The organism is Rahnella inusitata, assembly GCF_018288855.1.
Lineage (GTDB): Bacteria > Pseudomonadota > Gammaproteobacteria > Enterobacterales > Enterobacteriaceae > Rahnella > Rahnella inusitata.
The window spans coordinates 1,592,601-1,606,027 of sequence record NZ_CP065024.1 but is presented as its reverse complement, the minus strand read 5'-3'; the positions used below and the strand labels follow the sequence as shown (position 1 = coordinate 1,606,027).

Annotated in this window: 14 protein-coding genes; all 14 read right to left on the bottom strand. The window is 41.6% G+C overall.

The features are described from left to right. Positions 1-7: 7 nt before the first annotated feature. The gene (gene cysM / locus I2123_RS07550) at positions 8-892 is read right to left on the bottom strand and encodes a cysteine synthase CysM (protein ID WP_112164962.1); all 885 of its coding nucleotides are present in this window, start codon (positions 890-892) and stop codon (positions 8-10) included. A 186-nt stretch (positions 893-1,078) separates the two neighbouring features. Beyond that, positions 1,079-1,822: a M23 family metallopeptidase gene (locus tag I2123_RS07545; RefSeq protein ID WP_213052109.1), complete on the bottom strand. Its 744-nt coding sequence runs from the start codon at positions 1,820-1,822 to the stop codon at positions 1,079-1,081. Further along, on the bottom strand, positions 1,822-2,664 hold the full coding sequence (locus tag I2123_RS07540) for a prepilin peptidase (protein ID WP_112164958.1): 843 nt from the start codon (positions 2,662-2,664) through the stop codon (positions 1,822-1,824). Before I2123_RS07540 ends, I2123_RS07545 begins: the two co-directional genes overlap by 1 nt. A gap of 23 nt (positions 2,665-2,687) precedes the next feature. After that, a complete protein-coding gene (locus I2123_RS07535; RefSeq protein WP_112164955.1) occupies positions 2,688-3,659 on the bottom strand; it encodes a hypothetical protein in 972 nt (323 codons plus the stop codon). 21 nt (positions 3,660-3,680) lie between these two features. Further along, positions 3,681-4,709: a type II secretion system F family protein gene (locus I2123_RS07530; RefSeq protein WP_213052108.1), complete on the bottom strand. Its 1,029-nt coding sequence runs from the start codon at positions 4,707-4,709 to the stop codon at positions 3,681-3,683. Continuing rightward, the gene (locus I2123_RS07525) at positions 4,696-6,183 is read right to left on the bottom strand and encodes an ATPase, T2SS/T4P/T4SS family (RefSeq protein WP_274611823.1); all 1,488 of its coding nucleotides are present in this window, start codon (positions 6,181-6,183) and stop codon (positions 4,696-4,698) included. Before I2123_RS07525 ends, I2123_RS07530 begins: the two co-directional genes overlap by 14 nt. 35 nt (positions 6,184-6,218) lie before the next feature. Further along, on the bottom strand, positions 6,219-6,746 hold the full coding sequence (locus I2123_RS07520; RefSeq protein WP_213052107.1) for a hypothetical protein: 528 nt from the start codon (positions 6,744-6,746) through the stop codon (positions 6,219-6,221). After that, positions 6,728-7,549 carry a hypothetical protein gene (locus I2123_RS07515; RefSeq protein WP_213052106.1) on the bottom strand — a complete coding sequence of 274 codons (822 nt, stop codon included), beginning with the start codon at positions 7,547-7,549 and terminating at the stop codon, positions 6,728-6,730. The genes I2123_RS07520 and I2123_RS07515 overlap by 19 nt, the downstream gene beginning before the upstream one ends. Positions 7,550-7,556: 7 nt before the next feature. Beyond that, positions 7,557-8,108: a hypothetical protein gene (locus I2123_RS07510; protein WP_213052105.1), complete on the bottom strand. Its 552-nt coding sequence runs from the start codon at positions 8,106-8,108 to the stop codon at positions 7,557-7,559. A 5-nt stretch (positions 8,109-8,113) separates the two neighbouring features. Further along, the gene (locus I2123_RS07505) at positions 8,114-9,385 is read right to left on the bottom strand and encodes a type II and III secretion system protein (RefSeq protein WP_244879892.1); all 1,272 of its coding nucleotides are present in this window, start codon (positions 9,383-9,385) and stop codon (positions 8,114-8,116) included. Between the two features lie 230 nt (positions 9,386-9,615). Beyond that, the gene (locus tag I2123_RS25440; RefSeq protein ID WP_244207698.1) at positions 9,616-10,200 is read right to left on the bottom strand and encodes a TcpQ domain-containing protein; all 585 of its coding nucleotides are present in this window, start codon (positions 10,198-10,200) and stop codon (positions 9,616-9,618) included. 69 nt (positions 10,201-10,269) lie between these two features. After that, positions 10,270-11,919 (bottom strand): type II secretion system protein, encoded by a 1,650-nt coding sequence (locus tag I2123_RS07495; RefSeq protein ID WP_213052104.1) that lies wholly within the window; start codon positions 11,917-11,919, stop codon positions 10,270-10,272. 39 nt (positions 11,920-11,958) lie between these two features. After that, complete coding sequence (locus I2123_RS07490; protein WP_244879891.1) at positions 11,959-12,666, bottom strand: type IV pilus major pilin; 708 nt, start codon at positions 12,664-12,666, stop codon at positions 11,959-11,961. Positions 12,667-13,057: 391 nt separating this feature from the next. Beyond that, entirely contained in the window at positions 13,058-13,414 is a 357-nt protein-coding gene (locus tag I2123_RS07485) for a hypothetical protein (protein WP_120078184.1), read from the bottom strand. Between the last annotated feature and the right edge of the window lie 13 nt (positions 13,415-13,427).

Below are 13,427 nucleotides of genomic sequence, written 5' to 3'. Positions count from 1 at the left end.
TATAGGATCAGAGATCAAAAACGCCAGTCGACAGATAGCGATCGCCGCGATCACAAACGATCGCAACGACAACGCTGCCTGGGTGGCTTTTTGCCACACGTAATGCACCCGCCACGGCACCGCCGGAGCTGACGCCGCAGAAGATACCTTCTTCACGCGCCAGCGCACGCATGGTGTCTTCAGCTTCCGTCTGGCCCATGTCCATGACGTCATCGACCAGTTCAGGTTTGAAAATACCCGGCAGATATTCCTGTGGCCAGCGGCGGATCCCCGGAATGCTGCTGCCTTCAGAAGGTTGCAGGCCGACAATGGTGACGCCCGCATTCTGGCTGCGCAAATAACGGCTGACGCCGGTAATGGTACCCGTTGTGCCCATACTGGATACAAAATGCGTGATCCGCCCCTGGGTCTGCTGCCAGATTTCCGGGCCTGTGGTGGTGAAATGAGCGAGGGGATTGTCCGGGTTATTGAACTGATCCAGCACTTTTCCCTGTCCCTCCTTTTCCATGTCCAGCGCCAGATCACGTGCGCCTTCCATACCCTGTGCGCGGCTAACCAACAGCAGCTCTGCGCCGTAAGCCCGCATTGAAGCCTGACGTTCGAGGCTCATGTTTTCCGGCATCAGCAATTTCAGCTTGTAGCCCTTCAGCGCAGCAATCATCGCCAGCGCAATACCCGTGTTTCCACTGGTGGCTTCAATGAGCGTATCGCCGGGGTGGATTTCTCCGCGCTTTTCCGCCTGCTCAATCATGAACAGCGCTGCGCGATCTTTTACCGAGCCGGCAGGGTTATTGCCTTCCAGCTTAACCCAAATCTCGCTGTCCAGACCTTTGGTCAGGCGCTGTAATCTCACCAGAGGGGTGTTACCGATAAATTGTTCGAGCGTACTCACTGGGACTGGCCTTATGACAGGGCGTTATTGACGATGCCAATACGGAATTAAGGGAATTCAGACGTAAAAAAAGCGACCTCAGGGCCGCTTTTTAAGCCTGCTGCTCAAGAAAAATTAACAGCAGGAAGATTGATTGGCAAACATTGTTAGTTTGCCATAAACAGAAAGGGGAAAGACGACGCCCTGTTAATTGCCGATTTTTTGTAAGCTGTAACGTTTACCGTTATTTACTACTCTGAATTCTTTGAAAACTTTGTCTCCGGGATTAACTAAAACCAGCTTTTTCCCTTTTTTCACCCCGATCACGGGGCCCCCCGCTTTCTGGGTGATAAAGATAATTCGAGCCTCCTGAGAAACCTCCGGTTCAGCTGCCTCCCTTGATTTTTTTACCATCTGCATCTGCGCCGACAGAACGTAACGGGAAGGCGAAAAGTATACCAAACCGGGATCTAAAGATTGCCCTCTGTAACTGAGTTCCAGATGCAAATGAGGTCCGGTAGTTCTACCGGTGGTACCGGATAATGCAATCACCTGGCCTTTGGACACGGGTTGATTGACAGAAACGTTAAATACGCTCAGGTGCAAATATTTGCTGACCCAGCCATTTTTATGGGTAACAACAAGATAGCGCCCCGAAATCGGGTCACTGCCCACTTTTGTCACCACCCCGCTCTGAACTGCCAGCACCTTGCTATGTAGCGGAGCTGCAAAATCGGTACCATTATGCGTCGCGAAACGCGCAGTCACCGGATGAAAGCGGCGCCCAAAGCCGGACGTCACGCGTAAAGGCACCTGCAGCGGTGAGGCGAAAGAAAGCTGGCCGCTATAACGCAGCGGTGATACACCGTCCACGTTATCCGTCTGCACACTACCGTAGGCTGATACAGAACAGACCAGAATCATCCATAAACTCTTCAGCCCTAATTTCATCACTGTACAATATTCACATGGAAAAGAATCAACGTGGCTACTGCAATAGCAGGACCATAAGGAATGTAATTGTTCTCTTTAATTAGCGGGCTTTCAGAGACACGTAAAATCTTTTCGTAATAAGCCCATGAGACGAAATAAACAAACCCGCCTACTACCGCTGAAATCAAAATCAGTTCAGGCAGCAGATCCAACCCTAACCACGCCGATGCTGCCGCGTACAGTTTAACGTCACCGTTGCCAAGGCCATCCTGGTGACGAAATTTTTTGTACAGCGTCATTACAGTGTACATCAGTGCCCAGGACACCACTATTCCCAGAACAGACTGTTGCGGTTTTACAGGGATAATTCCAAATACCGAAGCCAGAACGCCACCCCACAGCAACATGTATACCAGAGGGTCAGGCAGATAAAGGGTTTTGATGTCAATAACCGCCAGCGTATAGAGAACACAGAATAACCCCATGCAAAACACAAATTCAGTCACACTGATACGAGGTACTAAATAAAAAGCCATAACAAAGAACCACAACCCGACCACCGCTTCGGTGATCGGATATTGTGCGGAAATGCCGTTGCCGCAGAAACGGCATTTCCCTTTTAACAAAAGCCAACTGATGACCGGTATATTATCCCGTTTCAGTACTGGTTTTTCACATTGCGGGCAATGAGAAGGTGGCCACCAGAGATTCACTGGTTTAGCCCCCTCATTTTCTTCATCATATTGAGCAAGCATCATCAATGGCAGGCGATAAATGACCACATTGAGGAAACTGCCTATAACTAACCCAACAATCAATGCCAGTATTGGGTAACTGGAAAATAATATAAACTCAGCCACAACGACCTCAGTAATTTAGCATATTAATGACAATTCACATCTTTGCCAGTTTTAGTATTTTTTAATTTATTAAAACTCATGCTGCTGTTTGTATACATAGCATCATTAAAGTCACCTTTGGCAAGTATGGCTATATTATCCAGAGATAGTAGATCCACAGTAGATCCTACAGCCATGCCAGGAATCGCTTTATAGGTACCAAACGTAGTGCCATCTTTTTTATTATAAAGCTCAGACCGGGTCACTTTAAGTCTTGTACCATCCTCAGATGAAATTGACTCACCTTCCCAAACCATAATTTTACTTAACCAATTCGGAACATTGTAATCAGTTGCCCCACTTACGACCTCAATGTGTAACATTTTATAATTCCTAATGGGGATACGCATTGTAATAGGGGCGCGGTCGATATAATCCATATAGGTGTCGTCACCATGCTCTGTTATTTCTGTCAAAACGTTGAGGTTACTTTCCCCATATTTTTTGGCAAGAGAAGGATAGTCAGACTTGGTATCCGACCAACTACGAACAGGTTGTTGAGCTACGTTCTTTCTGAGCAGCGCTCCCGTAACAGGACCTGAAACATCCCCTGCCGGGTAATTTGCTATGCGTGCTGCTAAGCCTGAGGGTGAATTATGACCTTTTCTTTCGACCGGGTATTGCGATAAGTCAGTCTCAGTCTTGATAAAATTCCCGGTGTATTCTCTCTTATCATTAAGGACATACATCACGTTAACAGCCAGCGGTCTTCCGTGATCACCATACCACTCATACTGATAATTCGTTCTATTCTGAGTCGTTATAGCGAGAGACTCATACGGACCTGGGCAGGCATTCATATTAGACATACCGGAAGGTACGACATATTTGAAACTGCCCGATTTTGCATCTGTTGAGGTTCCGGCATGGCTCATACCTGATACGCCGAGACCAACAACAAGAGATATTATCGCTGAGATTAATTTTTTATTCTTATCTGACATGTTATTTTTCATAAATAATTTCCTTATAATGAATTAATACTGCGACATTTTCGATAGCGCATCAGTCAGTGCATACAGCGCCAAAAACACCCAGATAACGCAACCACCGAGAATAAGGGTTGATAATGACTTTAATAGCCCAGCAATTTTCTTGATATATTCCTGAATCTTCGTTCTTGAGCGTTCAGAAACAGCAGATAAAACCTCATTAAAAGACGGTAAACTGGAATACAAGGTAATATTCAATAGTTCCTCAGCGCCAAAAAGTCCGGTATTAAGGGCTTCGGCATAATTTGCGCCTGATGTCATTTTATTCAACATTTTATTTACGTGACTTTTCTGCCAACGACTAGAGTTTAGAGCGATAATACTTAAACTGTCATTAATAGGAATGTTATTTTTTAACATCCTGGCCAGGTTATTCAAAAATACTGACGCCGATATTTCTTTAAATGTTGAGAATGGCAATACTTTATCAAAATATTTATCACGTACAGGACCGGTCAAATTACCCATCAGGAAACGCAAGAAGAAGAACACAGCCACCCCCCCCAGTAATATCATAAACCACAGACCGTGGAATAATGCATTACCAAAACTAAACAGCAGTTGCGTAATTTTCGGCCAGTGAACTACAGGAACAACCTTTTCAAAAGCAGGAAATACTTTTAATGCATAACCCGTGATCACAATAAGTGCCATACATGTCATGATAATAGGGAATGTGACAGCAGAGACGAGTTGCTTGCGTAGTACTTCATTATATTTAATCATACTCACTAAAGTCAGGAAGCCATCAGCCAGGCCTCCGCTTCGTTCAGAGGCATGAATAACACTCAGTTCATCTTGTGGGACTAAATCCTGAAATACTGAGGAAATAGAAATACCCGCCTTCATTTTACCGATTAATGACTGCAGTTTTTTAACGAAACTTTTACCAAGAAGCGTTTGACCGTCGCTTTCCAGTTTCAGCAAAGACTCATAGAGTGGCAATTCAGCATTAATCATATCAGCACAAAACTGATACAAATAAAGACGATTGGCTTTACTAAATTTTCTCAAGGATCACCTCCAGTGCTTCATTTTCCAAAACACCGAATTCCATATCAAACCATGATGAGCAGACTTGCCCTGCTAAAACTTTAGCCATGACCTTCTCCTTTATTTCAAATCCTTCAGAGAGAGACGGCATCAACTTTCTCTTAGCACGCCAAATAGTATATACACGCAACCATTCTTGCTTTGAAATAGCCTCAAGTTCTTCATACCCTGGGCGCATATATTCCAGTACCAACTGACGGCCAGCAATACCCGTATCCTTACAATTTGAGCATCCCAAATTGTGGCGGGTAAATACTGAGAAACTTTTTCCTAATATGGTTATCTCTTTACTGATTTTGCATTTATTACAAAGCACGGGAATCAATTTCTGACACTGCAATCCTGCAACAAATCCTGGTGTTGATAATTTATCACTGGTAATACCCAAAGCAGATAAACGCTGCAAAAGTGAGACAATGTTACCGGCGTGAACAGTTGTAAAGCAGTAGTGACCACTCTCTACCGCGCCAGCCAAAGCATTGGCAGAAATATTGTCGCGTATTTCCCCCACCATCAGCACATCAGGGTCACGGCGCAGTGCTGATTTAATCGCTAAATGGAAACCACCGCCTTCAGCATTCAACACCGAACTTTGCTTCGCACCATATATTTGATACTCCACGGGATCCTCAACCGTCAGGAAACAACCCTTGTCGTCATAACGGTTGATTTGCAACCACTCCATTAAGTTTTTTAGCGTTGTTGACTTACCGGAACCCGTGGTACCTGCAATAATATAAGCCCCATAAGGGTTACTTAATATTTTTTTCAGATCGGATAATTCATCATCTGAAACACCTAATTTATCCAGACTGGCGATAGCCGCTTTCTGTATTCCTGAACGAATAACACGCAATACTGCGTGATAACAACCCGCCGTCTCACCAAAAATTGGGAAATGTGCATAACGGAAGCGATAGTTGTTATTACCTAACGTATATAATATGTTAGCACTCTGGGGGATAGCACGATTCCAGGTGGTATCTTTAGTACTAGCTTCAACGTTATATAATACAAACACCAGTTCATCACACTTATCTGCCTTCATTTGCATAAAGGTACTCAATACACCATTAACACGTAACTCTATTTGAGCAATATTATCATTACGGGTAATATGCAGGTCACTGGCACCCATATTAACAGCACTAAGCAAAATGCTTTCCAATGCATTTTGAATATCACTATTATCAGCGAGATTTAACTTCCTCTTATTAACAGACGCTTGCTCAAGCACGCGGTAATAATCAGCTTCTGATATGATAGCAATCCCACAGATATCACAACTGTAGAATGAATTCAGCCTAGAAATATCACTATCGAGTGTTAGAAGATTGTCGGATAATGATTTAACAGTCAGCAAATATTCTCTATCATCAAAAGACCCGGTAATCAAATCTTCTTCATACTCAACAAAACGCCACTCCCCCGCCATAACGGAGTCGCTTGTCAGATAAAGAAAATCCAGAATCACGGGGTGACTTCCTTAATCGTAGGCATATTATGACCAGCATTGAAAACTATAAAGTTATGCCCGTCCATTGAGAATTTTTCATTTATTTTAACTAATTTCACTACATTATTAGAGGATATTGCTACTCGCGACACTCCACCAATATCAGAGACAAGTAAAACTTTAGGCAAAGGCATTTCCTCAATCATTTTACCTTCGTCAGGGGTACCTTCATTGGCATCAGTATTGTTGGCTGAAGTCTCAACAACCGGAGCTACCTCAGTGATCCCTTTCGCTTTTTGGATTTCACTGCGGATCTTTTCAAGCTCCAATTCATTAGATAATGCACGCTTTTGATTTTCAAAAGTAAAATCATCCTGCATCATCTCAATCATATGATCTTGCACTGGTGCAGGAAGAGCATCGGATTGGGTATTATTCTTTGCAGCCGTACTGTCTGAGGGCTTCGTATCTGCTGCATTCACTTCAGATGAGGTAAAGCCTAAAACCAGTAATGTCCATAAAACTATTTTCCACTTTTGCATACAAAACCTCCTGAAATATTCAATGCTTTAGATTTAAGCTCAATACCTTTAACAATAAAGCTGTTTTTTAATGCCTGACGTTGAAAAATGCTCATGACATGTATAACGTCATTTTTAGCATTCATAGACCAGGTACCAAAAAGCAACCCATAATATTTATTATTGCCTTTTATTTTCTCCTCAACATCAAGTACTGATGATGCAGGAGCTTTAGCAATAACCAACTGATCTGACTTATCATTAATTGAGTTAAAAGCGTAAATATAACTTAACAATTCTCCACAATCAGCTATAGATACATCTTTGCCTCGTTTATAGCTGTCTAATATACTATTACTCTCTAACTTAGCTGGGATTCCTGAAAAATTAATCCCTTTATTAGAAAAGCTGGCCGAGTAATCTTTGCCCCAGAAATTTTTCTTCTGCACATTGAAAACGTGTGATTTCAATATCTCATAATTAAAGTTACAACTATTATTTTTGCACGTTATGACTTTTTCATCATATCCGGTCATAGCTAAGAGCGTACGGCTTCTGTAAATCTCATTGAGCAGCAAATTAAAACTCTCGATACTTCCGCCTTTTAATTGCTCTTCATAAAAGCTATTTACTGCCTTAACATTCTGTTGTAATTCATTTTTTTTCCTTAGGACTTCTTCCTCATGTTTTTTATGAGGTACATAAACCATGTAATACCATCCGGAAACTGACGCAAGAACAATCGCAACTATAACAGTCAGTATTATCCATTGTCTTTTATTGGGAGTGAGACTACTCTTCCAAAAATACAATCCCTTGTTCATAAACCACCTAAGATAGCATCATGTTAAGCAGCACCGCCATCAGTGCCAGCAAGAATACCCCGACAGCGGTGACACCTATTATAAATAACTTTTGCTTACGCTTAATAATAACTTGTCGCTGTTGGCATAAAGATGAAATATGCTCTATCCAGGGACGTTGCAACTCCCTAACATTCAAATGAGAAAGAGCTCCTTCAGAAAAGTCATGCATCAAAGCATCAAAGAACCCTTTTTTGACTATTCTATCACTGCCACTCACGATTCTATCTTCGTTGACGACAAGAAAATATACATCATCAACTTCTTTGGAAGCAGTAAAGTAATATATACCATCACCAAATTCACTCCTGACATGGATCGCAAAAGGTTCTAATTCAGCCAATTTCTTGTCAGAATATCCTTTAAGCAATCCACCATCAGAAGTGGTGTAGACAAGTTGACTGTGAGTACGACGCACTTTGTTTAGCCACAGTTGATAATTCCTGCTATTTCCTTCTGTATTTTCCGATTCCCAAATCAAGCCTGTAACGACATTATGCTCATAAAGATAATTAATCATAAGAATCACCTAGCTGAAGTAGGAGCCCGGTAATAATCAATGCCAACCACAGTAACTACCGTCACATTTGATTCACTATTCGTTGCATCGGCACCGAGCATTAAATAACTATGACCATCTGATGACTCTTGTGCCTCATACTTACCAACCATTAACATAGTACCCGCAGATACCATTGTTGTATTATACATTTCAGTCGTGGTTGTTTTAGGCAATTGCACCGAATCAAAAGTTTGTATTTCATTTAAATAACGCTTGGTAAAACCACTTGTTACCTCAATACGGCCATCGGTTTGTACACGTGGCGTAATGATAAAACTGGTACCCGTCACTAACTCGGAAGTTTCAACTGAAGTGTCTTCGGTTGAAGTCAGATCATTAGTTGTTTTAGTACGCCCTGAGACATAGTGTTGCGTCTGCGTCATATTTAATGGTATAGGCGTTCCATTTCGAGTGACAAAAGATCCACTTTGAATAACTTTGTTACCTGTAAGTTCGTATAATGCATTCATCTGAGCACTTACATTCAAGGTATGGCCAGAGCCCGCATAGAAATTGCGGCCAAACGACATTCCACCCTCCATATTGCTCAATATTTTATTGCTATCAACGTTGAATGTTGTGCCACCATTTTTGTACTGCATCGTCGCACCAGCACCAAGTTCTTTCATTTTCGATTTATCGAGTGTATAAATTTTGTAGGTAACGACAAATTGTTTATTATTATCAACTTGATATTTCTTTAACACATCATTGAGTGCATTATATTCTGAAGGACGCCCAGAGAATGTTAAAATGGAAGCATCTTTGAAGATTGTATATACACCACTTGAAATGTATTTTTGCGCCATATCATCGACATCATCCCAGTAGGATGAGTCAAACTTAGTTTCTGACTTACCTTTCAATCCACCGCTGGATGTAGATGCATTACCCGCAATATCTAAACTAGACTCTGATTTGGTGTCTTCACCATAGAAGTCCATTTTAATAATGTATGAACTGTACAGGTCGAGTTTTAAGACATTGTTATCATCAAGCGTCGCACTAATGTCATAAAGCGCAGAAATATAGCGCATAAACTCTTCAAAATTACCATTGAAGTTGACGCTGCGCGTATCTTTACTTGGGTCATTGGTGGCATCAACTTTCGCTGTTCCGGTTCCTGGCGCCGCGTAATTAAGTCTGAAACTGATCCCCGTCTGTTCAGAGACTGCGTTCATCAGCGTATTCAAATCCATTTGCTCATAGGATTGAATATTCACTTTTTTCGCCAATAACTCCTGAGTTTTGGCGTTATAGTCTACTTTTTTACCCAGGAACGCAGTGTCAAATTTCTGGTATGGTCGCGTTTTTACATCATCCGTGGTCGTGACCTTACCATCTTAAGAATCAGTTAACGTATCTGGATTATATTTTTGGTCAATCGTCGTGCAGCCCTGCAAGATGAAGAGCAGTGAGTAGACTCCAATTTTAGTTTTCATAAGTATTCCATAAAAATCGCATATTATTGTTCATCAACCAGTAGCACTTTGTTTTTTTGGTAAAGTTTTATAACTAAACCATAATTCTCGGAAGAGAATAATTTACCTAAATCACCGAGAACATCATCTGTAGTTGCTCCCGTATAGGTAATAGTGCTATAAATCATGTAGTCTTTATTACTATTCCAAAGCATTTTATACCCAGAGTCTTTTGCCCATTGGTTTAACGCCTGGCTTAATAAAACATTCTCATGTAACACAAGAGCTCGAGTGGGGTATGTAGGTGCCACCATCGCATATTTTTGTGTATTCAGTGCAGATGAAGCTACAGGCCGTACTGGCGTTTTTAACTCTGTAACTTTTTTCGGTGAAGCACTTGGTACAGTGGGTTTAGGCGATGCAACGATATTATTCACACTCGACTCAAAATCAGGCTCTGTCAGTACGGAAGGATATTCCGAACGATCGCTCGTGCTACGGCTTTCGCTAAAGGGGTCGCGACTCTGCGCTTCGGTGAAACCGCCTTCAGTTGCTAGAGTTGGCACTGATAGAAATAGCAGACAGTAACCTATCGCTTTTTGTATTATTTTTGCGTCCCTTTTGCTCATAAATATTCCTAGTTTTTAAATTCCTGTTTAAAACTGAGTTATTTCAGTTGTTGCTAACTTGATTTATGGTCACTGCTTTATCGTACTGCACCAAGAAGTCAGAACAACCGACACTGATTTGGAGTTAATAAGATTAATACCATCACCTGAGGTATTATCGTAAATAGCGGACGTAGCACTGACAGTCCAGCTAGTCGCATCACCATTTAAGTTAACCTGGAGTGCAACACCGGCCAGACGGCCAACAACACCCAATTCCGTTCTATTTTTTGCCTGATTGGAAAAATCACTTTCACTTTTACCACCATCACTATCTGTACCGGCATCAGCAGCAACCGAAGAGATAGCAGCAACCAGTCGTGGATACATTTCTCTACCACCAGGCGCAACCGGGCATTTTTGTACATTGACCTTCATTGTTCCACTTTCACTGTCGACATTCCCGGTATAGTCAGTGTCTTTTTTAGCAGAATCATAATCATTACCAAATGCACGATATTCAATGACAGGTACAGTCAGTAATTCTGGAGAACCGTCACTGTCTACATTTCCTGTATTTTCCACAATAATGTTGGCCATTAATGTGCCGGTAACCGTCTTATTATCTTTCTCAGTGGTCAGATGCATGGTTTGGTCATCACCATTTACGCCTGTACTGTCCCCTTCAGAAACAGACAAGCAGGGCAGACTTTTACCTTCATTTGAATCCCAACATAAACCCGGTTTATTCGTTGTGCTCCCTGTGCCACTGTAAATCTGCAGGCGATCCGCATTGTTCGCTTCTATGCATGGTCCTGTCATACGGGTATTCATATTCCAACACATCTTGTCCACACCCGTAGAACCATCAGATTTTGCGTATTTCCCAATCCCGGTTTCAAAACTAAATCGAATCGCATAGTCATAGTTTTGCGAATTAGTCAGATCGCTGGTGTGGCTTGCCACAGTGCCAAAATCAATAGCAGCGTCAGTTCCCGATTTATTTGTCAGGATAATTTTCCAATCTTTATCCGTCGCCCCTTTGGTGCGACGCAATAATGCGGCTTGCTTATAACTTATTTTATAGTTTGTCAAAGCCTGGTCAAAAGCGGGTTTGTAATTCTCAAAAAATAAGTACTCAGATTTCGTATCTGGTATAAATCTTACAATAAAATCTACACGCTCAATCGCAAGACTTTCAGTCGCACTACCCACTAAATCGACACGGTCAAACTTCATATTGCCATTAACAGCAATTAGAGGTAACTCACAACGGATGTAATCTTGTTCAAATGTTCGATCAACTTGTCCTTGAGTTGGGTCCGCGCTGCTACCATCACAGCCCTTACGGGTAAAATACTTACGTTTTGAGTCAGTTCCTTTCCAGGATAAATAGTCAGTCGTTGATAAAGAATCCAGTAATCCTGTATTGCTCACACGTTTATAATAAACATCTTTGTATGAATCAATATTGCTTTTATCTTTGGTATAGAGTGGGTTAGTTAATGGCTTAGCGGAATTATCCATCGCAACTTCATCTTCATTAACAAACTTTAAGAAACCATACATTTCCTGAACTATTGCATTTGCTGTTATCTGTCGTCCGGCTTCGTCAATTTGTTTCTTTTTATAATTTGCTAACATCACTAACATCATGCCGATCAATGCCAAAACGATTATTACTTCCAGAAGTGAAAAACCAGAATTTCCCTTTCGCACCTGATATCTACCTTTAGACAAAGTTTGAACCCCCTCCCGTATGGGAGGGGGATATAACACTTATTTACTACCTAAAACAACGGAGTTATCAGATGTTTCTTTACAAGCTTCAGCAATACGATTAGGGGTAACGTTTACCGCACCCTCTGCATTCATGCTTCTCAGAACACCGGTTTCACCAGAAGCTGCAACCGTGGTATCAAGACTGGTTGGAGCAGTAGAAATAGCACCTGCTTTCGCTGTGCTTACCGCGACATAATCCCACTGGTTAGCAACCTGAGTCAGTACACTACGGCACTCACCGGAATCCAAGCCATTGATTTCCAAAATGAAACCTTTAGCCGCTGTAGCATCGGTAGAAATTTTCACACCTTGCATCTGGAAGTAATCCCCAGAAATACCATTTCTAGCTTCAGATTCGCTAACCTGACCCAACTGTACCAGAGTACCGACCATTGCTGCCTCGTCACCTTTCTTAGTAGTAAGGTCCGCTGCACTCATTTTAGTTGCATCGCCTACCGTCGTTGGATATTCGCCAGCGTCATGGAAAGCATTACCGGCAGCAACACGCACGGAGTTGGTGTTATCTACCAGGTCGGTGATATCCTGACTTGAGAATGCACGCTGAGCCAAGATAACCACGGCAGCTGCCATGGTACCGATGATGCCCAATACAATGATAACTTCCAGCAAGCTCATACCACGTTGTTTTTTCATGGCAAGAGTCTTATTTGCCTTGGATTTCATTTTGTTAACAAATTTGTTCATTATATTTTCCATAATTTAAAAGATTTAATAGAGATTATTGCCCGTTGCATTTCCAATTAAATATCAGTAAGCAATTCCTAAAGGAATACACCCAGCATTTACCCTACCTGCTAATAATCATTAGGAGAGAGATTAAATGCTTACCTGTCTTATTTAATGAATAAGCTCTAGGCGTCCAGACTAACAACACTAACAACTTTCGTACAAAATAATACTTCACCTACCCTGCAACCTGAATCGCGTGGGAAAATGACAATATATTTATAGATGAATCCAACTCAACTACAAGAGAGTTACACACAAGCATTACAATAAAACAGGATGATAAAAAAAGAATAAACCACCACAATTTATTTTATTGAAACTACTTCTTTTCACATAACACTCTATTTTATAGAGCGTTTAATTCAACTGACCGTTTCTTCATATTCTTAAATGCAGAGCTTTTCACTCTTGCGCAAATAAGTTGAAGCTTGGTGTCAATTTCAAGTCCAAGTACTTCTTTTGCATCTTTATTAACTTTATCCCCTTGCGCTTTAAAGGTGGCATAGGATTTGTTAATTTCAGCAAATTGTTTTGCATATAATGCATAAGCATTTGGATCAAGCTTACCTAAAGCTACAAATTCTTTATTACATGCTTCACGTCCTGGCTGAGCCTGTTCCTGTACGGGCAGCATTTTATTGCTGCAACCTACAGAGGCGAAAACCATTAGACACAATGCCAATAATGAGTATCTCTTATTCATACTAACCCCATCC